Annotated in this window: 15 protein-coding genes and 3 pseudogenes; 14 read left to right on the plus strand and 4 right to left on the minus strand. The window is 68.7% G+C overall.

The window, feature by feature from the left end; all coding sequences use genetic code 11:
- Window positions 1-449: 449 nt before the first annotated feature.
- On the minus strand, window positions 450-1,868 hold the full coding sequence (pdxR, locus tag MET2598_RS0134500; protein WP_012335306.1) for a MocR-like pyridoxine biosynthesis transcription factor PdxR: 1,419 nt from the start codon (window positions 1,866-1,868) through the stop codon (window positions 450-452).
- A gap of 201 nt (window positions 1,869-2,069) precedes the next feature.
- Here pdxR and MET2598_RS0134505 point away from each other — a divergent pair, with 201 nt between their 5' ends.
- The 5 genes and pseudogenes from MET2598_RS0134505 to MET2598_RS0134520 all read left to right on the plus strand — a co-directional run bounded on the left by MET2598_RS0134505 (window position 2,070) and on the right by MET2598_RS0134520 (window position 5,212).
- Complete coding sequence (locus MET2598_RS0134505; RefSeq protein WP_012335305.1) at window positions 2,070-2,720, plus strand: HD domain-containing protein; 651 nt, start codon at window positions 2,070-2,072, stop codon at window positions 2,718-2,720.
- A 60-nt stretch (window positions 2,721-2,780) separates the two neighbouring features.
- Window positions 2,781-3,431, plus strand: a pseudogene (locus tag MET2598_RS37890) (SDR family NAD(P)-dependent oxidoreductase).
- 86 nt (window positions 3,432-3,517) lie between these two features.
- On the plus strand, window positions 3,518-3,598 hold the full coding sequence (locus MET2598_RS43510) for a hypothetical protein (RefSeq protein ID WP_269083049.1): 81 nt from the start codon (window positions 3,518-3,520) through the stop codon (window positions 3,596-3,598).
- A gap of 200 nt (window positions 3,599-3,798) precedes the next feature.
- Entirely contained in the window at window positions 3,799-4,236 is a 438-nt protein-coding gene (locus MET2598_RS0134515; RefSeq protein ID WP_012335304.1) for a cupin domain-containing protein, read from the plus strand.
- Window positions 4,237-4,246: 10 nt separating this feature from the next.
- Window positions 4,247-5,212: a zinc-binding dehydrogenase gene (locus MET2598_RS0134520; protein ID WP_018263919.1), complete on the plus strand. Its 966-nt coding sequence runs from the start codon at window positions 4,247-4,249 to the stop codon at window positions 5,210-5,212.
- A 135-nt stretch (window positions 5,213-5,347) separates the two neighbouring features.
- On the opposite strand, the pseudogene MET2598_RS37895 reads toward MET2598_RS0134520, so the two are convergent.
- A pseudogene (locus tag MET2598_RS37895) lies at window positions 5,348-6,586 on the minus strand (IS3 family transposase).
- 139 nt (window positions 6,587-6,725) lie between these two features.
- On the opposite strand from MET2598_RS37895, the pseudogene MET2598_RS37900 reads away from it, so the two are divergent.
- Window positions 6,726-7,348, plus strand: a pseudogene (locus tag MET2598_RS37900) (dihydrofolate reductase family protein).
- Window positions 7,349-7,761: 413 nt separating this feature from the next.
- Here MET2598_RS37900 and MET2598_RS0134540 read toward each other — a convergent pair.
- A complete protein-coding gene (locus MET2598_RS0134540; protein WP_012335300.1) occupies window positions 7,762-8,466 on the minus strand; it encodes an IclR family transcriptional regulator in 705 nt (234 codons plus the stop codon).
- Between the two features lie 560 nt (window positions 8,467-9,026).
- Between MET2598_RS0134540 and MET2598_RS0134545 the strand changes: the two genes are divergently transcribed.
- From MET2598_RS0134545 to MET2598_RS0134580, 8 genes are read left to right on the plus strand one after another with little or no spacing between them, the layout of a single operon-like run.
- Complete coding sequence (locus MET2598_RS0134545; RefSeq protein ID WP_012335299.1) at window positions 9,027-10,352, plus strand: MFS transporter; 1,326 nt, start codon at window positions 9,027-9,029, stop codon at window positions 10,350-10,352.
- 7 nt (window positions 10,353-10,359) lie between these two features.
- Entirely contained in the window at window positions 10,360-13,422 is a 3,063-nt protein-coding gene (gene ydiJ, locus MET2598_RS0134550) for a D-2-hydroxyglutarate dehydrogenase YdiJ (RefSeq protein WP_018263922.1), read from the plus strand.
- Window positions 13,419-14,333 carry a DUF1932 domain-containing protein gene (locus MET2598_RS0134555; protein ID WP_018263923.1) on the plus strand — a complete coding sequence of 305 codons (915 nt, stop codon included), beginning with the start codon at window positions 13,419-13,421 and terminating at the stop codon, window positions 14,331-14,333. The genes ydiJ and MET2598_RS0134555 overlap by 4 nt, the downstream gene beginning before the upstream one ends.
- Before the next feature lie 42 nt (window positions 14,334-14,375).
- Window positions 14,376-15,050 carry an RraA family protein gene (locus MET2598_RS0134560; protein WP_012335296.1) on the plus strand — a complete coding sequence of 225 codons (675 nt, stop codon included), beginning with the start codon at window positions 14,376-14,378 and terminating at the stop codon, window positions 15,048-15,050.
- A 59-nt stretch (window positions 15,051-15,109) separates the two neighbouring features.
- The gene (locus MET2598_RS0134565; protein ID WP_036270618.1) at window positions 15,110-16,429 is read left to right on the plus strand and encodes an MFS transporter; all 1,320 of its coding nucleotides are present in this window, start codon (window positions 15,110-15,112) and stop codon (window positions 16,427-16,429) included.
- A 34-nt stretch (window positions 16,430-16,463) separates the two neighbouring features.
- The gene (locus MET2598_RS0134570) at window positions 16,464-17,384 is read left to right on the plus strand and encodes an SMP-30/gluconolactonase/LRE family protein (protein WP_012335294.1); all 921 of its coding nucleotides are present in this window, start codon (window positions 16,464-16,466) and stop codon (window positions 17,382-17,384) included.
- A gap of 11 nt (window positions 17,385-17,395) precedes the next feature.
- Window positions 17,396-18,334, plus strand: a complete 939-nt coding sequence (locus MET2598_RS0134575; protein WP_026191093.1) for an amidohydrolase family protein — start codon at window positions 17,396-17,398, stop codon at window positions 18,332-18,334.
- Between the two features lie 37 nt (window positions 18,335-18,371).
- Window positions 18,372-19,337 carry an amidohydrolase family protein gene (locus tag MET2598_RS0134580; protein WP_018263926.1) on the plus strand — a complete coding sequence of 322 codons (966 nt, stop codon included), beginning with the start codon at window positions 18,372-18,374 and terminating at the stop codon, window positions 19,335-19,337.
- 305 nt (window positions 19,338-19,642) lie between these two features.
- Here the strand turns inward: MET2598_RS0134580 and hmpA are convergent, their stop codons facing one another.
- Window positions 19,643-20,854 (minus strand): NO-inducible flavohemoprotein, encoded by a 1,212-nt coding sequence (gene hmpA / locus MET2598_RS0134585; RefSeq protein ID WP_018263927.1) that lies wholly within the window; start codon window positions 20,852-20,854, stop codon window positions 19,643-19,645.
- Window positions 20,855-20,910 lie beyond the last annotated feature (56 nt).

Genomic DNA, 20,910 nt, shown 5'->3' on the forward strand with positions numbered 1-20,910 from the left:
GGGTGGCTATGACCGGGTAGCCACTCCCGGGACACGCGCCATGTCGCAGGCTGCTCACAACCCCGCTGCTCGGCATTGACTCTGTCGAGGGACGCGTCTGATGGCACGATCGAAACGGTCCTGATCACACCGATGTGCTGCCACGTTTCGCGTTTCGTTGGCAGGCGCGTCACTGCCGGGCCATGTCGCCCGGGTGCCCGCCGGGATCGCGATCGGCGCAACTAAGCTAATGGCCGGACCGATCCAGACTGGGTGAGAATGACCCTGAGCGGCCCCTCGCGGCGGATGTCGGGAATGTGCGGTCGCGAGGGTTTTGCGGCCGTTTGAGTTCGTGATACGGTTTTCTCGAGCGAGGAAGGGGAAGAGCGCCATCGGCGAGGCTCGGTGACGCAGAGCTCGGCCCCAGATACCCACCCTAATCAGCACGCCTCTGAGCTCGGCCACCTTCCCTACCGCAGGGTACATCGTTCAATCGCCTGAACCAGCCGTTCGCACACGCGGTCGAGGTCCTTTGTCGGCGCGGTCGCGACACCCAGCAGAAGCGCCGACCTGGCTCCGTCCAATGACGTATACCAGGGCGAAAGAGGCGTTGGGGACATGCCGAGCAGCCAGACCTCGCTCGCCACACGCAGGTCGGACGTCGAGCCGGGCAACCTCAGTAGTACGGCCAACCCGGACGTCGTGAGCTGATCGGCGGCGACAAAGCCCCTGAGGCGCTCTATCACCGCCTGCCGTTTCGTGGCGTAGGCGCGCTTGGTGCGCCTCAGATGACGCATGTAGTGCCCCTCGCGCATGAACTCGGCGATCGCAAGTTGGACCGACGGACCCGGCGGCGGCGAGAGGCACGCGGCCGTCTCAGCAAACCGCGAGACCATTTCGGCGGGCGCGACCACGAAACCGAGCCGCAGGCTAGGGCTGATCGTCTTGCTGAATGAGCCGATGTGGATGACGCGGCCCGCGCGATCGAGCGAGGCGAGCGCCGGCGCAGCCCGCCCCGACAATTGCAGCTCGCTGAGGTAGTCGTCCTCGATGATCCAGGCACGGTTCGTCGAGGCCCACTCCAAGAGACGAAGGCGTCTCTCAAGCGAAAGAGCGCCACCTAGAGGCGCCTGCTGACCGGGCGTCACCAGCACAAGTTTGGCGTCCGGATGGAGGCGCAGCCCCTGGTCGACATCCATTCCGTCTGCGTCGACCGGGATCGGCGCGAGCGACAGGCGCGCGAGCTCCAGAGCCCTTCGAGACCAAGGGAAGCCGGGGTCCTCCATCCATGCCTTGCGGCCGTCGAGGCCAAGGACGTGGAGCGTCAGGCCGAGTCCCCCACCGAACCCAGCCGTAATGATCACCTGGGAGGGCGAGCAAGCGAGCCCTCGAGCGACGGCCAGATAGCCTGCGATCTCGCGCCTGAGGTCGAGCTCGCCCCTCGGGTCTGGATAGAGCGGCGAGGCGCTCGCCTCGGCGCGTACCGCGCGCGCACGAAGGCGCGACAGGAGGGTCGCCGGGAAGGTATCGCTCCCCGGCACTCCCATCTGGAAGTGAGCCGGTCCCTGGATCATTGCCTCGTAGGCTGCAATGAACGGCCCCGCGTCTGCGGGCTCCCCGCCGCCCGCTCGGCTTCGAGGCCGCTGTGCGACGCGCGTGCCCGTGGCGCGGGAGGCCTCGATCAGCTGGGCGGCGGCGAGCTTCTCGTAGGCCGTCCGCACCGTCCCGCGGGCCACCCCGAGCTGCGCCGCGAGGTCCTGCCATGATGGCAATCGCGCGCCGGGGCTCAGCACGCCATCGTTGATGGCCTTGGAGATCCCCAGCTGGATCTGCTCGGCCAGCGAACGCTGCGCCGATCGGTCGAGGCTTAACGTCAGCGCTTTGGCCATGCGCTCATAGTACAGCGTTTTTGCGCATTCTTGGTGCTTTTCGCTGGCCCAGGCGGGGACGATCTTCAGGCCTCAAGCACCGGCCGGAGGCCACTCAGGGCACGGGCCGTGCTGACGCGATTTCAGCGCGCTGATGCGGACTTGGCGCTGGACGGTGGGCCGGTGACGCGGAGGGTTCCGCAATCGAACAGGAGCACTGTGATGATCCAGGAGATTTCGGGTGTCAGCGTTCCCGACAGCGCCCTCGCGCGGAAGGTGACCGAGTTCGTCCGCGACACCGAAGGCGACCTGCTCTTCCACCATTCGGTGCGGGTCTATTTCTGGGGCGCTCTGAAGGGCCGACGCATGGGCATGACCTTCGACGCCGAGCTGCTCTACGCGGCTGCCATGTTCCACGACATCGGCCTGACGGGCTCGTTCCGCGACAGCCAGCTTCGGTTCGAAGTCGATGGGGCGAACGCCGCGCGTGACTTCCTGCGCAGCCACGGCTTGCCGGACACCGATCTTGAGATCGTGTGGAACGCGATCGCCCTTCACACTACGCCCGGGATCCCGGAGTTCATGCGGCCAGAGATCGCATTGGTCCAGGCGGGAGCCGGCATGGACGTCGCGGGCCGCGGATACGACGAGTTCACCGTTGCGGAGCGTCAGGCGGTTGTCGCGGCGGCTCCTCGCGACCCGCATTTCGAGCATGGGATCATCGACGCCTTCTACGAAGGCATGAAGCACCGTCCCGGCAGCACCGTCGGGACATTCAACGACGACGTGCTGGCCTACAAGGATCCGCAGTTCCGCAGGATCGACATGTGCAGCGTCATCCTGTCCTCGAAGTGGGCCGCGGCAGGCCGCTGACTCACACGTCCCCAGACCCGCACGTGACGCGCCGGTTCCTACCAGGAGCAAGAGCTCGACATGATCGAACGCATCTTCCTCGTGACCGGCGCCAGCAGGGGCATAGGCCGCGCGCTGTCAGAACGCCTGGCAAAGGCTGGGCACCGCGTGGTTGGGATCGCCCGCGCCGAGGACCCGGCGTTTCCGGGCACACTGGTCCCGATCGACCTGAACGACACGCGCGCTGCGCAAGCGGCCATCGCTGAACTCGCCGAGCGAATTTCGTTCGACGGGGTCGTCAACAACGTCGGCCTGGCGCGGCTAGCCCCCCTTGGGCAGATCGATCTGGCCGATGTCGACGATCTCTTCAGGATGAATGTGCATCCCGCGCTCGTGGCCACGCAGGCGATCTTGCTGGCGCTGCGGGGAAGGGATGGGGACGGATCGTCCACGTGAGCCGCCTCGTGGTGACCGGAACGCCCCTGCGCAGCGCTTACGCCGCGGCTAAGGCGGCGCTGAACAGCCATTCGGACGTGGGCCATGGAATTGGCCGAGACCGGCATCGCCGTGAACGCGGTCGCGCCAGGGCCCGTCGAGACGGAGATGTTCCGCCGCAACACCCCGGTCGGCAGCCAAGCTGAAGCCCGCTTTCTCTCCATGATCCCGACGCGGCGACGAGAGCAAGAACCGATCGCGTTGCAATCGGCTCTTGCTCTAGGCCTCTGGTTTTGAGGCATTTTCCGCGGTGAACCGGCGTCCACTTCGCCGGAAAATGCTCTAGCCGGCCCGAGGAGATCGCCGCCGCCATCGAGTTTCTCCTGTCCGAGGACGCCGGCTTCACCACGGGGCAGACCCTCTTCGTCGATGGCGGCGGTTCGATTGGCAAGGCGATGGCGTAAGGTCTGAAGGCGATCAATCCCTCTGGCCCGGTGCTTGCTGGCATACTAGAGCATATCCAGACGAAGTGGATGCTGGTTCGGCGCAGGAAATGCGAAAATATTAATGACTTAGAGTAATATATGATTGCAGCGCGATCGGATCCTGCTCAAGTGCTCCTATCCGACGAGGCGGCAGTTCAACATCGCACCGGAGAGCCGTTATGATCATAGTCGCCCATCCCGCGTTGAGGACCGCCATGATCGCCGCAGGCGCCCTCGCCCTGTCCGCCCTTCGAACGTCTGATGCGCACGAGGCCAGCAGCGCCGGCCATGAGACGGTGACGCCGGTCATGCAGCAGGCCTTGGCCAACGCTTCCGGCAAGACTCTGTCGGCCGTCGTGGTGACGTATGCACCGGGGCAAGCCTCGCCGGCTCACAGGCACGCAGGCAGTGTCTTCGCGTATGTGCTCTCCGGAGAGATCCGCTCCCAGAACTCCGCGACTGGCGCGGCTCGCGTCTACAAGGCAGGCGAGAGCTTCTTTGAGCCTCCCGGCAGCGAACACCTCATCTCAGAGAACGCTAGCAGGACCGAGCCAGCACGCCTGCTTGCGGTCTTCGTCGCGGATGATGGCGCCGTTCTCACCACCCCGAGCAAATGAGGAGGTGACCATGACCAATGTCGATCGTGCCGCCTCAGATTCATCCATTATGACCGCGGCGCGCATCCACGCGTTTGGCAATGTCGATGCGATTGTGCTGGAAGAGATCGAGCGGCCGACAGCTGCCGAAGGTGAGGTGCTCGTCCGTGTCGAAGCTGCGGGCGTTGGCCCCTGGGATGCCTGGATCCGGGCTGGGAAGAGCGTACTGCCGCAACCGCTGCCACTGACCCTTGGCTCGGACATCTCCGGCATCGTGGAAGCGGTCGGCCCCGCAGTGACCGGCCTGCATGTCGGCGATCCCATCTTCGGCGTCACGAACGCCCGCTTCACGGGCGGCTACGCGGAGTACGCCGTCGCCTCGGCGGACATGATCGCACGGCGCCCCGCATCACTGGGTGCGGTCGAAGCCGCAGCGGTTCCGGTGGTTGCCGTTACGGCCTGGCAGGCACTCTTCGAGCAGGCGAATGTCCAGCACGGCGATACAGTTCTGATCCACGGCGGTGCGGGCGCCGTTGGAGCCTATACTGTACAATTCGCCAAGCAGGCAGGAGCCCTCGTCATCGCGACTGCGAGCGAGCGGGACAGAGACTTCGTCGAAGGTCTTGGGGCAGACAAGGTCGTGAACTACCGATCTGCGCGCTTTGAGGATATTGCGACGAGTGTCGATGCGGTAATCGATCTCGTCGGTGGCGAAACGCAGAAGCGCTCCTTCTCGGTCTTGAGGCCGGGCGGCGTGCTGATCTCGGCGGTCTCACAGCCTGATCAGACCCTCGCGCAAGTACACGGTGTGCGCGCTGCCTTCTTTCTCGTGGAAGTTACGCGTACGCGCCTTGAGACGATTGTGGCAATGATCGACGAAGGTCGCGTGACCGTCGATGTCGGTCTGACGCTCCCGATTGCGGAGGCTCGAACGGCTCATCACCTTCTCGAAGGGCGTTCGGCCAAACCCCGCGGCAAGATTGTACTGACTATGTAGCTCGTCTATAGCGGCGAAGCCCGCCCGCGTGTCCTTCACAGCATTGCGGCGGACTAGCTTCTTCGTGGGATAGGCGTCGACAGCTCTTATATCCTGATTGTACCGCCCGCGGATTGTGAGACACCGATCTGAAGCCTACGCGGCCAGAGCCGCGGGTGGAAGCTGCGCAGCGCGGATGGCTGCCGGTGGGCGGAACCCGTGCCGCTCGATCAGCCACGTCTCGTTGTAGGTCTGGCGAAACGCCAGCAGGGCTCGGCGGAGATCCTCGACGGTGTCGAAGCGCTCCCCCCAGAGCAGGTTCTCCTTGAGCGTGCGGATGAAGCGCTCGGCGCAGCCGTTGCCCTCCGGCGCAGGCACAAAGGCGGGCGAATTCGCGATGCCCAAGAAGGCCAGTTCGGCCTGGAAGTCATCCGACATGTGCTGGCTGCCGTGGTCGTGCCGGACACTCAGACCAGCAGCGACCTTCGCCGCAAAACCGCCGAAGCGCTGCCGCACGCCCTGGCGGATCGGCTCCAGCGCCTCAAAGCGCGTGGCGCGCCGCGCTGCGTGCAGGCCCACGCACTCGGCCGAGCAGTGGTCGACGGCCACGAACACCGCGACCTGCCCCTCGCCGGTCCAGGTGGTGGTCAGGTCGGTCCCCCACATCGTGTCCACCGCCTCCGGGATGATGGTGCCGTCGTGGGTGCGCGGGCCGCGCGGCGCGCCGACGCGAGACGGGGCGAGCAGATCATGGTTGCGCATCAGGCGCAGCACGCGGCACTTGGAGGTGCGCACGCCCGTGTGGCGCAGGCGCGCCCAGACCTTGCGGTGGCCCTCGCCGTGGAAGGGGCTGCCGGTGAGGGTGGCGCGGATTTCCTCCAGCCGCATCCGGCATCGGGCCGATCGGGCCGGGACGCCGCGCCGGCTCGGGCCGGGCGGGTGAGAGGTGGCGGTGGACGGTGGCGCGCGACACGCCCCAGATCCGGCACACCCGGGCCAGCCCGTAAGCTGTGCCGCTGGACGGCGAGACGACCTGGCTCATGGCCGCGACCTCCTGCGGGCCAAAGGGCCGGGGCCCCGCGCCTCCAGGGCAGCGATCTTGGCCTCCAGCAACTCGCGCTCGAGCAGCATCTCGCCAAGCCTGGCCTTCAGTTGCCCGCTCTCCAGCGCCTCGCCGTCGGCGGGTCGGGTCGCCAAGCTGGCTTCGCCCGCCGCCAGGAAGGCGTCGCGCCAGCCCGACAGGGTTGCGGCGGTCACGCCCGGGCTGCGCGAGACGCTCTCCAGGTCCTCGCCGCGCAGCAGCCGGAGCACCGCATCCCGCTTGCGCTGCCGGGACATGCGCCCGCCTCGGCCGGGACCAGCCGCGCCGGCATCCACCCTCGTGTGTGTGGTCATCGGCCTCACCCCGGCCGCGGAGACCGTCCGCTAACGGGGTGTCTCAAGCAACCGTGGGGCGGAGGACGATCGGGCTTATGGCAGACGCGTCGATGCCTCTATAATTATAAACGCATTAACACTCGTAGTAATCAGGAACATGTCTGATTGTTTTTGCCTGCCGCGCATCGTGATCGGCTCCGGGGCCGGCCCGGACCAGAGCCTGGAGCATCCGATGGGCAAGGGCGGTCGGGAGCTACACAAGTGGTTCTTCCCGACCCGAACCTTTCGATCGATGATCGGGCGAGATGGCGGGACCGATGATCGTTTCGCCCGCGCCGCGGCGGAAGGCTTCGGCGCCTTCATCCTCGGCCGCAACATGTTCGGGCTGGCCGGCGACGATTGGGGCGGGCCCGACTGGAAGGGCTGGTGGGGCGACAATCCCCCGTACTACGCGCCGACCTTCATGCTCACCCACCACACCCGGGCGCCCATCGTGATGGAGGGCAGGACGATCTTCCATTTCGTCACCGGGGGGATTGAGGCAGCGCTCGCCCAGGCCAAGGCCGCCGGCGATCTGGACGTCAAGATCGGTGGCGGTGTGTCGACGGTTCGCCAGTATCTGCTCGCGGGCGCGATCGACGAATTGCACTTGGCGGTGCGCCCATTGTTCTGGGCCGGGGCGAGCACCTCTTTGCGGACATCGACCTGCCGGGCCTTGGCTATCGGGTGACGGAGACGGTCCCAACAGAGCTTGCGACCCGCATCGTGCTCACGCGCTGACTGCCGGAAGAGAACCGGGCGCCGCCTCAACGTCCGGAACCCACCCCCAAATGGAAGTTGGGAACGCCCGCTTTCGGGCAATTCGGCTCAGCGGCCCAGAAGGACCGGGTCCGACCGATTGCGGTCCGTGCGCTTCGGTGTTCCTGGCTTGGGTAAGCGGACGTTCGATGCGGTTCCGGCGAAGGCCTCAGAGTGACCCTGAGCAGTCCTTCGTGGGGTACGCCGGGAATGTCCGGTTGCGGGGGTATTCCGGACATCTGACTGAGTGACAAGGTTCCCTGATACTCGCCGCCACACGGCGCTTTCGCGTCCGGCACTTCAACGTGGGTTCCTCTCACCGCGAATAGGTCGGCATGCCCTGCAGGCTCCCGGGATGAAGGGACAGGTCGTGGCTGAGCTCTCAGCATCGTCCTTCAAAGCTGTGCGCCCAATTCGGACGAGAGGCGCTCAGCCGCCTCCCGCAATCGGGATTCCAGGGCTCTGGCCTGGTCGGCCGTGAGACGGGATGAGGGACCGGATAACGCGAGCGCTCCGATGAGCCGTCTCTCGGTGCCGAAGATCGGCATCGCCATGGATGCGACATGCGGGTCAGTGATGCCCGACGTATAGATCGGGAGCGCCACGTCCGTCCGCTTCGCGGACGTGCGGTCGCCGAAGATCGACAACACCTGCGCGATGGCCGAGTCGTCCATCGGGCGCATGTCGCCCGGCCGAACGTTCATGCGCAGCGGGTGCGGTGAGTCGGCCCGGAACAAGCACAGCCTCTGATTGCCGCGGCGAATATAGAACGACGCGGTCTCCAGCGACTCGGCGGCGAGGCGCTCCAGGACGGGGACGACGCGCTCCTCCAGGGCGAAGGATTGCTGATAGACCGAGCCGATGCGGGCGGCCTCGACGCCGAGGCGGTAGCGCCCGTCGTCCAGGCGCTCGATCAGGTCGAACTTCTCGAGCGAGATGCATAGCCGCATGATCGTGCTCTTCACGAGGCCCGTGCGGCGGGCGAGTTCCGACAGTTCGAGCGCGTCGTCGCCGCGTCGGAACGCAGTCAGAACCGTCAACACTCTGTCGGCCGAGGCCACACCCTCAAGCTTGGGCCTCTTCCGAGCCTCTTTCGGCATCCGTTTCGCGCTCGCTCACGCTGGAGTGGATCGGGGAAGAAGCCTCTAGAGCGGCACTCGATCACGTTGCAATCGGGTGCCGCTCTAGATCTTTGATCTTGCCGCATTTTCTGCGACGAACCGGCATCCACTTCGTCGGAAAATGCTCTAGCGCGGTTTCCGGCATCGCCAAACGGGGCAGTGGGCCGGGGCTTCCAGGGCACGGGTCGCAGCGGTCGCGGCCGGCCGCGCCTCCCGTCGGGTCGCGGGCCGCGTGCGACACTCCGCAGCATCCCACTCCTGCGGCCCGCGGTGGGTCCCGGGCCGCGGCACGGTTGCCCACAGCGCTGCGGACGTCTGTAAGCCGCTGAGCTGCCACCACGATCCCCGCAACGCCGCACGCGTCGCGCCGATCCCGGCAGATGACTTAAGCGCGACTGTCCGAGTTGGCGGCCGAGCCAAGCATTGCCTGCACCAAGGCCCGCGAATGCTTTGCAACCGCTTGACCCGCCCGGCCGCGCGCTGTACGCAAAATGAAACGCCGTTGCAAAATCGGCTTGGGAGAAAGCGCCATGGCACGGATGCACCCGGCGGAGCCGGCAGTCCTTCAGGGAGCGGCGGTCGACGAGCCGGCGCTGCACCGCAAGCTGATGCGGCGCATCCTGCCGTTCCTGTTCGTCTGCTACGTCGTCAGCTACCTGGATCGCGTGAATGTCGGCTTCGCCGCGCTCACGATGAACCAGGACATCGGGCTCAGCGCGACGGCGTTCGGCGTCGGGGCGGGCCTGTTCTTCTTCGGCTACTTCGCCGCCGAGATCCCCAGCAACCTGATCATGATGCGGGTCGGGGCGCGGCTGTGGATCGCCCGGATCATGATCACCTGGGGCCTCGTCTCGGCTGCGACCGCGTTCGTGACCGGCCCGGTGCAGTTCGGCATCGCCCGCTTCCTGCTCGGCCTCGGCGAGGCGGGCTTCGTGCCCGGCGTGTTCCTCTACCTCAGCCTGTGGTTCCCCTCCGCCGTGCGGGCGCGGGCGACCGCCCTGTTCCTGCTCGGCATCCCGGTCGCCAACATCATCGGCTCGCCGATCTCGGGCGCGCTCGTCCAGCTCGAAGGCTTTGGCCTCAAGGGCTGGCAGTGGCTCCTCGTCCTCGAAGCCGCGCCCGCGGTGCTCCTCGGCATCGCCTGCCTGTTCGTCCTCACCGACCGGCCCGAGAAGGCGGCGTGGCTGAGCGCCCCCGAGCGCGACGTCCTGGTGGCCAAGCTCGCCGCCGAGAAGGCCGCGATCGAGAAGAAGCACAACCTCACCCTGGCCCAGGCGCTGCGGGACTGGCGGGTGCTGACCCTCGCGGCCATCAATTTCTGCGCCATCGTCGGCTCCCTCGGCATCGGCCTGTGGCTGCCGCAGATCATCAAGCAGCTCGGCCTCGCCACGTCCCTCGTCGGGGTGGTGACGGCCATCCCCTACGTCTGCGGCGCGGTCGCCATGGTGGTGTGGGGCCGCCTCTCCGACCGGGGCGGCGACCGCACGATCTACCCCGCCATCTCGCTCTTCGTCGGCGCGGCGGCCCTCATGGCGAGCGCCTTCACCCCGACGCCGCTCCTCACCATCGCGGCCCTCTGCGTCGCCGTCATGGGGATCAACTCCTTCGTGGCGACCTTCTGGGCCGTGCCGTCCGGCTTCCTCACCGGCCGGGCGGCGGCGGGCGGAATCGCCATGATCGTCTCGATCGGCAACCTCGGGGGCTTTGCGGGGCCGTACATGATCGGCTTCGTGCGCGACCTCTCGGGCGGGTTCACGGCGCCGCTCGTCGCGGTGGGATGCTGCCTCCTCCTCGGCGCGGTGCTGATGCTCGGCTTCGGCCGCCGGGTCCGGCGGCACGACGCCCTGGCCGCGCTCCCGGCCTGAGCCCGCCATGATCCCGCGCCTCCCGCCCGATCCCGTCGCGCTGCCGCTCTACCCGGCCTTCTGCGCCGAGTTGCGCGCGCGGGGCTTCTCGGGCGACCTGTCGCTCGGTGCCGCCGACCGCACGGTGCTCGCGACCGACAACTCGATCTACCAGCTGACGCCGCAGGCCATCGCCTTCCCGAGCGGCCTCGACGACCTCGTGCGCATCGCGACGCTGCTGGCCGAGGAGCGCTTCTCCGGGATCCGGATCGCGCCGCGCGGCGGCGGCACCGGCACGAACGGGCAATCCCTCACCGACGGGCTCGTGGTCGACCTGTCGCGGCACATGAACCGCATCCTGGCGATCGATCCCGCGCAACGCACCGCGCGGGTCGAGGCGGGCGTCGTCAAGGACCAGCTCAACGCGGCGCTGAAGGCCCACGGGCTGTTCTTCGCGCCCGAACTCTCGACCTCGAACCGCGCCACGATCGGCGGGATGATCTCGACGGACGCCTGCGGCCAGGGCTCCTGCCTCTACGGCAAGACCCGCGACCACGTGCTCGAACTGACGAGCGTGCTCTCCGATGGCACCGTCTGGCACTCGCAGCCCCTCGACGACGACGAACTCATGGCCGTGCAGGCGCGGCCCGACCGGGCGGGCCACATCCACCGCGAGGTGGACCGGCTCCAGCGCGAGAACGCGGCGCTCATCGCCGAGCGGTTTCCGCCGCTCAACCGCTGCCTCACCGGCTACGACCTCGCCCATATCCGGCGACCGGACGGGCGCTTCGACCTCAATGCCCTCCTGTGCGGCGCGGAGGGCACCCTCGGTTTCCTGGCCGAGGCGACGCTCAACGTCCTGCCGCTGCCGAGCCATGCGGCCCTGGTCAATGTCCGCTACGCCAGCTTCGACGCGGCCTTGCGCGATGCGCAGGCCCTCGTCCCGTTCGGGGCCGCCTCGATCGAGACGGTCGACTCCACGGTACTCGCGCTCGCGCAAGGGGATCCGGTCTGGGAGAGCGTCGCCGCCTTCTTCCCCGAGGACGACGGCGAGCGGGCGCGGGGCGTCAACCTCATCGAGTTCGTCGGCGACGGCGAGGATGCGGTCGAGGCGGCGGTCGGCCGCCTGACGGTGGCGCTGGATGCGGGCGGTGCGGCCGGGGGACGGCGCGGCTACACGGTGGCGCGCGGGGAGACGCACGTCTCGCGCATCTGGAACATGCGCAAGAAGGCGGTCGGGCTCCTCGGCAACATGAAGGGGGATCGGCGGCCGATCGCCTTCGTGGAGGACACCGCGGTCCCGCCGGAGAACCTCGCCGACTACATCGCGGAGTTCCGGACGGCGCTCGACCGGCGCGGCCTCGATTACGGCATGTTCGGCCACGTCGATGCCGGGGTGCTGCACGTGCGGCCCGCCATCGACATGCAGGCACCCGGCGCCGAGGCCCTGATCCGCGAGGTCACCGAGGAGGTCGTCGCGCTGACGCAAGCCTATGGCGGGCTGTTGTGGGGCGAGCACGGCAAGGGCGTGCGCTCCGAGTTCTCGCCGCGGTTCTTCGGCCCGCTCTACCCGGTGCTGCAGGCCGTCAAGGCCGCCTTCGATCCGCGCAATCAGTTCAACCCCGGCAAGATCGCAGTGCCCGCGGGCGAGGCGCTGCTCACGGTCGACGGCGTGCCGACCAAGGGCGGGCACGACCGCGCGATATCGCCGGAGGTGCGGGCGGCCTACGACGGGGCGCTCCACTGCAACGGCAACGGCGCCTGCTTCACCTGGGACCCGGACCAGGCGATGTGCCCGTCCTGGAAGGGCACGCGCGAGCGGCGCCACTCGCCGAAGGGCCGCGCTCAGCTCATGCGAGAATGGCTGCGCCGGCTCGCGGCCGCGGGCAGCGACCCGCTCGCCGAGGCGGCCGCCTTGCGGGCGCGGCCGGCCTGGCGCGCCTTCCCGGCCCGGCTCGCGGCGACGCTACGCCGAGGCGACGATGTCTCCCACGCGGTGCACGAGGCGATGGCGGGCTGCCTCGCCTGCAAGTCCTGCACCGGCCTCTGCCCGATCAAGGTCGACGTCCCGAGCTTCCGGGCGAGGTTCCTCGAACTCTATCACGGCCGCTACCTGCGGCCCCTGCGCCACCACGCGGTCGCCTCCCTGGAGGCGATCGTGCCCTGGCTCGCGAAGGCGCCGCGGCTCGCCAACCTGGCGACCAAGCTTGCCGGCGCGATCGGCCTCGTCCACGCGCCGAAGCTCTCCGGGCTCGATCTGAAGCGGGAGATCGCGCGGCGCGGCGTGGCGCTCGCGGATGCGGACGTCCTGGCGGCGCTGCCGGCGCCCGAGCGCCTCACCAGCGTCGTCGTCGTGCAGGACGCGTTCACGAGCTACTACGACACGCCGGTCCTGCTCGCCCTCCTCGACCTCCTGATCGGCCTCGGCCTCCGGCCCTGGCTCGCGCCCTACCGCCCGAACGGCAAGCCGCTGCACGTCCACGGTTTCCTCGGCCGCTTCGAGCGCCTCGCGGAGAGAAACGCGGCCGATCTCGGCCGCTTGGCCTCGACCGGCGTCGCCCTCGTCGGCCTCGATCCGTCGATGACGCTGACCTACCGGTCGGACTACGCCCAGGCCCTGCCCGGTCGCGACCTGCCGCGTGTCCACCTCGTGCAGGAATGGCTCGCCGCCCGGCTCGACCGCGCCTCGCGGGCACCCGAGGCCGAGACCTACTGGCTCCTGCCGCACTGCACCGAGCGGGCGACGGCGCAACCCGCCGTGGCGGCGTGGTCGCGCGTCTTCGCAGCCTTCGGGCTGACCCTCGAGGTGCTGCCCTCCGGCTGCTGCGGCATGGCCGGGACCTATGGCCACGAGGCCGAGCACCGCGCGCTATCCGAGCGCATCTACGCCCTCAGCTGGGCGGCTCCCGTCGCCGAGAAGGGCCGGTCGGGCCGCCTCGTCGCCGACGGCTATTCCTGCCGGAGCCAAGCCAAGCTCATCGATGGCGTGCGTCTGCCGCACCCCGTCGAGATCCTGCGAGACCACGTCGCCAAGGCCTCCGTCCTGCGCGGCACCGCCCCCATCGCACACGCGACAAGGAGTTCCTCATGACGGACCGCACGCAAGTCAGGCTCGGCCTCGTCGGCTACGGCGAGATCGGCAGCACGCTCGGGGCGGGCCTGCGCGGCGCCGGCCTCGAACAGATCGCCTGCTACGACAAGTACGCCTTCGACGGTCCCTATGCCGACCTGATCCAGGGCCGGGCGCGCGAGGCCGGCGTCACCCTGGTGCGCTCGAACGCGGAGCTTGCCGAAGCGAGCGACCTGATCGTCAGCGTGACGCCGGGCGCGGCCTCGCTCGAGAGCGCGGACGCCTTCGCGCCCGTCCTGACGGGCCGCCATACCTTCCTCGACTTCGCCTCCGCCACGCCGAAGATCAAGCAAGGCGTCGCCGAGCGGCTGGGGCCGAGCGGCGCGCTCCTCGGCGACGGCGCGATCGAGGGCACGCCGCTCCACGGCTATTCCATGCGGATGCTGTCGAGCGGCCCGGCCGGCGAGCGCGTGCGCGACCTCCTCGTGCCCTGGGGCATGCAGATCGCGTTCACCGGGCCGGTGCTCGGGACGGCCTCGGGCATCAAGATCATCCGCTCCGTCCTCATCAAGGGCATCGAGGCCCTGACGGACGAGATGCTGCTCGCCGCCCGCCAGTACGGGATCGACGAGGTCGTGCTCGCCTCCGCCTGCAAGACCCTGGCGCGGCCCTGGATGGACACCGTGCAGAGCCTGACGCCCTCGGGCGTCATCCACGCCAAGCGCCGCGCCGAGGAACTGGAGATGTCGGCCGACGCCGTCGCGGATGCGGGCGTCGAGCCGATCATGGCCCGCGCGGTCGCCCAGCGCCTGCGCTGGAAGGAGAGCCTCGGCCTCAAGGACCACTTCAACGGCGTCGTGCCGGCGACCTACCAGGAGGCCCTCGACGCCATGGCGCTCAGGGCCGGCCTCACGCGGCCCGACCCGGCCTGATCCTCCCGTCTCCCACTTCTTCCGTCATCGAGGACGCAAGCCATGTCCATCGGGTTCAAGATCCATTCCCGCCCCCGCGCGGTCGACGCGGCCACGGTCGAGAAGTTCAAGGCCATCGCCGTCGCCAACATCAGCGACTCCATGAACCGCATGGTGCATGGCGGGCCGCGCCTGCGGCCGCTCCACGCCGCAGGCGTCCTCGCCGGTGCCGCGCTCACGGTCAGGACGCGGCCTGGCGACAACCTGATGGTGCACGCGGCCCTGAACCGCGCCGCCCCGGGCGACGTGCTCGTCATCGATGCGGGGGGCGACCTGACGAACGCGCTCATGGGCGAACTGATGCTCTCCCATGCCCAAGAGATCGGGGTCGCGGGCGTGATCCTCAACGGCGCCGTGCGCGATTCCGGCTGGATCCGCGCGAACGCCCTGCCGGTCTTCGCCGCCGGCATCACCCATCGCGGCCCCTACAAGAACGGCCCTGGCGAGGTGAATTGCACCATCGCCCTCGACGGCATGGTGATCGAGCCCGGCGACCTGATCGTCGGCGACGACGACGGCGTCGTCTGCGTGCCCTTCGACCGCACGGAAGAGGTCTTCGCCGCGGCCGACGCCAAGCAGCGGGGCGAGGCCAAGACCATGGCGGCGATCAGGGCCGGCACCGTGGACCGCTCCTGGGTCGAGCGCGCCCTGCGGGACGCCGGCTGCGAAGGCCTCTGACCCGCCCGAAGGCCGCGAGACGGCGGCCCGCATCGAAGACCACCCTGGGAGGACAGGACGTGAGCGCCACAGAACACCCGTCGCAGTCCATCGAACGCACGACCATGCGCCGGGTGATCCTGCGCCTCGTGCCGTTCCTGATGCTCTGCTACTTCTTCGCCCTGCTCGACAGGGTGAATGTCGGCTTCGCGGCGCTGCAGATGAACAAGGACCTGGGGCTGACGCCCTCGATGTTCGGGTTCGCCGCGAGCCTGTTCTTCGTCTCCTACTTCCTGGTCGAGGTGCCGAGCAACCTCGCGCTGCAGCGCGTCGGCGCGCGGCGCTGGATCGCCCGGATCATGATCACCTGGGGCCTCGTCACGATGGGCATGGCCCTCGTCACCGGCCCGACCTCCCTCTACGCGATGCGGTTCGTGCTCGGCGCGGCCGAGGCGGGCTTCTTCCCGGGCGCGATCCTGTACCTGACCACCTGGCTGCCGAACGAGTACCGGGCGCGGATCCTCGCCACCTTCACGGTCTCGATCCCGCTTGCGACCTTCCTGGGCTCGCCGCTCTCGGTCTCGCTCCTCGAACTCGACGGCGCGCTGGGGCTCAAGGGCTGGCAGTGGCTGTTCGTGCTGGAGGGGCTGCCGACCGTAATCCTCGGGATCGCCTGCCTGTTCGTGCTCGTCGACAAGCCCCGGGAGGCCGGCTGGCTGAGCGAGACGCAGCGCGACTGGCTCGTCGGGCGCCTCGCCGAGGAGGCCGCGCGCAAGAAGCCCGTGGGGCACCTCTCCCTCTGGCAGCTCGCCCGCAACAAGTACTTCGTGACCATGGCGCTCGTCTGCGCCGGGGCGTCGGCCACCGGCAGCGTCCTGTCGGTGTGGCAGCCGCAGATCATCAAGTCCTTCGGGCTGACCAACCTGCAGACCGGCTTCGTCAACTCGATCCCCTACGGCATCGCCACGGTGCTGATGATCCTGTGGGGCCGCCGCTCGGACCGCAGCGGCGAGCGCACGTGGCACACGGCGATCCCGCTCCTGCTCGCGGCCTTCGGCCTGACCTACCTCAACCTGTCGGGCGGCATCGCCACGACGATCCTGGCAGTGTCCTGCGCGCTCGTCGGCGCCTACGCCTTCAAGGGGCCGTTCTGGGCGCTGTCGGCCGGCTGGCTCTCGGCCGGGACGCTCGCGGCGGGCCTCGCCGGCATCAACGCGATCGCGAACCTCATCGGCGGCGGCCTGATGGTCAACGTCGTCGGCCTCGTGAAGGACGCGACGGGGAGCTTCACCCTCGGCATGCTCCCGGTCGCGGCGCTCGATGCGGCGGCCGCCCTCAGCGTCGTGATGATCAGCCGCGCGCATGCCCGCGACGCGCGCACGGCCGCCGCCGCGGCCTGACGGCTCCGTTTCGCCCCCCTGTCGAGGATCCTCTATGTCGTTCTTCGCGCCCCCGCCGGCCGTCACGGCCGAGATCTTCACGCGCCTGCCGGATCGCTTCCGCAACCCGCGCCCCACCGCCTGGGCGAACGCCAACCGCGGCGGGCACGCCATCGATTCCTTCCTGGAGGGGCCGGTCTTCGACCGCGCCGGCCGGCTCTACGTCACCGACATCCCCCACGGCCGCATCTTCCGCATAGACCCGGCCGGCGAGTGGGAGCTGATCGCCGAGTACGACGGCTGGCCGAACGGGCTGAAGATCCATCGCGACGGGCGCATCTTCATCACCTGCTACAAGCGCGGGATCATGTTGCTCGATCCCGACAGCGGGTCGGTGACGCCGTTCCTGGAGACGGCCGGCTCGGAAGGGTTCAAGGGCGTCAACGACCTCAGCTTCGCGGGGAACGGCGACCTCTACTTCACCGACCAGGGCCAGACCGGGCTGCAGGACCCGACCGGCCGGGTCTACCGCCTGCGCCCGTCCGGCGAACTGACCTGCCTCATCGACACCGTGCCGAGCCCGAACGGCATCGTGATCGACACCGCCATGCAGAACCTCTTCGTCGCGGTGACGCGGGCGCAGCAGATCTGGCGCATCCCGCTCAACGCCAGCGGCCTCGTCGCGAAGGTCGGCGTGTTCTCGCAGCTCCATGGCGGGCTCGGCGGCCCGGACGGCATCGCGCTCGATGCGGAGGGCTGCCTCCTCGTCGCCCATACGGGCTTCGGCTCGGTCTGGCGCCTCTCGCCCGTCGCCGAGCCGATCCTGCGCGTGCGCTCGCCGGCCGGGATCTCGACGACCAACATCGCCTACGGCGGGCAGGACGGTGCGACCCTGTTCATCACCGAATCCCAGACCGGAAGCATCCTGACGGCGCGCATGCCCGCGCCCGGTCAGGCCCTGTTCTCGCACGCCTGAGCGGACGCTCCATGACCCACACGATGACACGGCGCGGGCACCTCGCGCTCCTCGCGGCCGGGGCGGCTTCCATCGCCGGCCCTCGGCCCGTCTCGGCTCAAGCCGTACGCTGGTCCGCCGGAACGGAGAGGCCGAGGCTTACCGTGCCACCGGGCGCGACCGACTGCCACCACCACATCTACGACGCGCGCTTTCCCGCGGCGCCCGCCGCGACCCTGCGCCCGCCGGACGCCAGCGTCGAGGATTACCGGCAACTCCAGCGCCGCCTCGGGCTCACCCGCAACGTCGTGGTGCAGCCCTCGACCTACGGCACCGACAACCGGCTGCTCGTCGAAGCGGTCAAGGCCTTCGGGTCGACCGCCCGCGGCATCGTGATGCTCGACGCGAGCGTCACAGCGGACGAACTGAAGCGCCTGCACGAGGCCGGGATCCGGGGTGTGCGGTTCGGGACGCGCCTACCGGGCGGCGCGCCGATCGAGGACATGGAGCCGGTCGCCCGCAGGATCGCGGATCTCGGCTGGCACATCCAGCTCGTCTCCGAGGGCGAGAAGATCATCGGCTTGAGGGACGTGCTGGAGCGCCTGCCCGTACCAGTGGTGTTCGACCACATGGGGCACCTGCCGGAGCCGGAAGGACCTGACCACCCGGCCTTCGGGGTGATGGCGCGCCTGATCGAGACCCGGGGCGCCTACGTGAAGCTGACCGGCGCCTACATCCTCTCGAAATCCGGCCCGCCCGCTTACGCCGATCGTGGCCGCCTCGCCCGCGCCTACGTCGCGCTCGCGCCCGAGCGGCTGATCTGGGGCTCCGACTGGCCGCACCCGACCTCGCCGGCCGAGGGCAAGCCCGACGACGCCGTCCTCCTCGACCTCCTGGCGGAGTGGGCGCCCGATCCGGCCGTGCAGGCCAAGATCCTCGTCTCGAACCCGGCCCGGCTCTACGGCTTCTGAGCCCGGCCCGATCCCATCGTCTTCGGGAGGACATGCTGTGACCACCTTCGACCTGTCGCGGCGCGACATCCTCAAGGCGGCTGGCCTCGGCGCAGCCGCGGCCGCGGGGCTGCCGGGCGGCCCCGCCCTCGCGCAAAACGCAGTGCCGTTCTCCGCCGGCACGGAGCAGCCGAAGACCGAGGTGCCGGCGCAGGCCTGCGACTCGCACATCCACATCTTCTCGACGCGCTTTCCCGCCTCGCCGCACTGGAGAGGCCAGCCGGTGTCCGACAGCGACGTCGCGGCCTACCGCCTGTTCCAGAAGCGGATCGGGACCAGCCGCACCGTTGTCGTGACCCCGTCGACCTACGGCATCGACAACCGTGCCACCCTTGATGGCGTGGCGCAGCTCGGCGCCTCCGCCCGCGCCGTCGTGGTCGTCGACCTCGACGCGACTGAGGCCGAGCTGAGGGACATGGCCGCCCGGGGCACGGTCGGCATCCGGGTCAACTTCGTGACCCCGCAATCCTGGGGCGTCACGACGGCGGAGCGACTGGAAGCGATGGCCCGGAAGGTCCAGCCCTTCGGCTGGCACGTCCAGGTCTACATGACCGGCGATCAGATCGCCGACCACGCCGAGGTGCTGGCGCGCCTGCCGACCCCGCTCGTCATCGACCACCTCGCCCGCCTCCTGCCCGGGCAGGGGCTCAACCACCGCGCCGTGCCGGTCGTCAGGAACCTCCTCGACGGCGGGCGGACCTGGATGAAGCTGTCGGGCGCCTACCTCAACACCACGAGCGGCCCGCCGACCTACGCGGACGCGACCGACGTCGCCAAGCTCTTCGCGAAGGCGGCGCCGGAGCGTATGGTCTGGGGCAGCGACTGGCCGCACCGCGGCGAGAAGCACATGCCGGACGATGCCGGCCTGTTCGATCTCCTGGCCGAGTGGGCTCCGAGCGAGGCCGCGCGACGGCGCATCCTCATCGACAACCCGGCCGCACTTTACGGCTTTGGCACATCCTGAGCAGCGAGCCCTTGGCCAAGCGTGGGCGGGGCCTGAATCCCTGCGCCGCTGCATGATCGGTGTCGGGCCGAGTGTCGAGGGATGACCGCTGGTTCCGGCTATGGGATCTCGTCTCAGGCCCTGCGACGTCCGGGCTTGAGACGCGCAGGAGGCTGATCTCGAAGGTCCGCTGTCGAGCGTCGAGCAGCCGTTCCGTTTGCAGTTATCGAACGTCCGCAACGGGCGCATGCTTTCGGTTCAAGCGGTCATCATCAACGGAGCGGATTGCCTGCTCGCCGGCTATCTCGCGAGGCTGGCCGCTGTGCTCAGGCGGCCAGCAACTCGTCGGCGGGACCGAAGAACTCGTAATGGATGCGGTCCGACCGGACGCCGGCTAGAGCGAGACCGCTTACGAAGGCTCTCAGGAACGGGCGTGGCCCGCACAGGTAGAAGTCCGCCTCGCCAAGCTGTGTGTTCGCCTGAAGCCAGTCCACGCTGATCAGGCCCGCATGATCATAGTCCTGCCCCTGGCGGTCCTCCGCCCGTGGTTCGACGTAGAAGGTTGTGGCCGTGATGTTCCCGTGTGCCTGTGTCAGGAATGCCACATGCTCCTTCATCGCGTGCGTCGAACCGTTCAAGGTGCCGTGCACGTACTGGACCTGAACGTTCGGGTGTTGACTGGCGATGGTCTCCAGCATGCTCATCATGGGCGTCAGGCCGACACCGCCGCTCAACAGGACGACCGGCCGCGGCGACTCCTCGTTGAGGAAGAACTCGCCCGCTGGCGGCGCCACCCTCAGGATCTGTCCTTCCTGTGCCTGGTCGTGCAGCCAATTGGACGCGATCCCGTTCGGCTCACGTTTGACCGAGATCCGATAGGCCTCCTCGCTTGGCGCACTGGAGATGCTGTAGTTGCGCTTCAGCGGGTGCTGGCCCGGGATGTCGATCCAGAATGTCAGGTACTGCCCCGGCTGGTGGTGCAGGACGCGTCCGCCGTCCTCTGGGCGCAGAATGAAGGAGGTGATGATCTCGCTCTCGCGCCTCCTGCTGTCGATCTTGAAGTTGCGCCACCCCCGCCATCCGCCGGGAGCTGCGGCCAAGCTGGTGTAGATCGCGGTCTCACGCCCGATCAGAACGTGGGCAAGGAACCAGTAGGCCTCGCCCCACGCGGCGAGGATCTCGTCGGTTGCGGCCCCGCCCAGCACGTCCTTGATGGCTCCGAGGAGCGCCTCGGCGACGTGCGGGTAATGGTCGGGCAGGATGGTGAGCCCGACATGCTTCTGCGCGATGCGCTCGACTGCCGGAGCAAGGGCGCCGAGGTTGTCGATGTTTTGAGCGTAGGCGAGCACCGCCTGGGCCAGCGCCTTGGGCTGCGACCCGGTCTCACCATGATGCGACTGGTTGAAGAGATCGCGGATGTCGGGGTTTTGGAACATGCGCTCGTACATGCGCCGCGTGATAGCGAGGCCGTGCTGCTGGAGGGCGGGAACTGTCGCCTTGACGAGGTGGATGGTCGCGTCGCTCAGAGAGTCGGTCATGAGCTGATCTTCCTGGTGAATTGCTGGATATGACACTATTGAGGCGTGACGAATCA

Origin of the sequence: Methylobacterium sp. WSM2598, from assembly GCF_000379105.1 — a bacterium.
GTDB lineage: Bacteria > Pseudomonadota > Alphaproteobacteria > Rhizobiales > Beijerinckiaceae > Methylobacterium.

Excerpts from the sequence above, each read along its gene's own strand:
- MET2598_RS0134575 (WP_026191093.1), top strand. The coding sequence starts at position 17,396 with ATGACCCACACGATGACACGGCGCGGGCACCTCGCGCTCCTCGCGGCC.
- ydiJ (WP_018263922.1), top strand. The coding sequence starts at position 10,360 with ATGATCCCGCGCCTCCCGCCCGATCCCGTCGCGCTGCCGCTCTACCCG.
- MET2598_RS0134555 (WP_018263923.1), top strand. The coding sequence starts at position 13,419 with ATGACGGACCGCACGCAAGTCAGGCTCGGCCTCGTCGGCTACGGCGAG.
- MET2598_RS0134515 (WP_012335304.1), top strand. The coding sequence starts at position 3,799 with ATGATCATAGTCGCCCATCCCGCGTTGAGGACCGCCATGATCGCCGCA.
- MET2598_RS0134560 (WP_012335296.1), top strand. The coding sequence starts at position 14,376 with ATGTCCATCGGGTTCAAGATCCATTCCCGCCCCCGCGCGGTCGACGCG.
- MET2598_RS0134570 (WP_012335294.1), top strand. The coding sequence starts at position 16,464 with ATGTCGTTCTTCGCGCCCCCGCCGGCCGTCACGGCCGAGATCTTCACG.
- hmpA (WP_018263927.1), bottom strand. The coding sequence starts at position 20,854 with ATGACCGACTCTCTGAGCGACGCGACCATCCACCTCGTCAAGGCGACA.
- MET2598_RS0134540 (WP_012335300.1), bottom strand. The coding sequence starts at position 8,466 with ATGCCGAAAGAGGCTCGGAAGAGGCCCAAGCTTGAGGGTGTGGCCTCG.
- MET2598_RS0134520 (WP_018263919.1), top strand. The coding sequence starts at position 4,247 with ATGACCAATGTCGATCGTGCCGCCTCAGATTCATCCATTATGACCGCG.
- MET2598_RS0134545 (WP_012335299.1), top strand. The coding sequence starts at position 9,027 with ATGCACCCGGCGGAGCCGGCAGTCCTTCAGGGAGCGGCGGTCGACGAG.
- pdxR (WP_012335306.1), bottom strand. The coding sequence starts at position 1,868 with ATGGCCAAAGCGCTGACGTTAAGCCTCGACCGATCGGCGCAGCGTTCG.
- MET2598_RS0134505 (WP_012335305.1), top strand. The coding sequence starts at position 2,070 with ATGATCCAGGAGATTTCGGGTGTCAGCGTTCCCGACAGCGCCCTCGCG.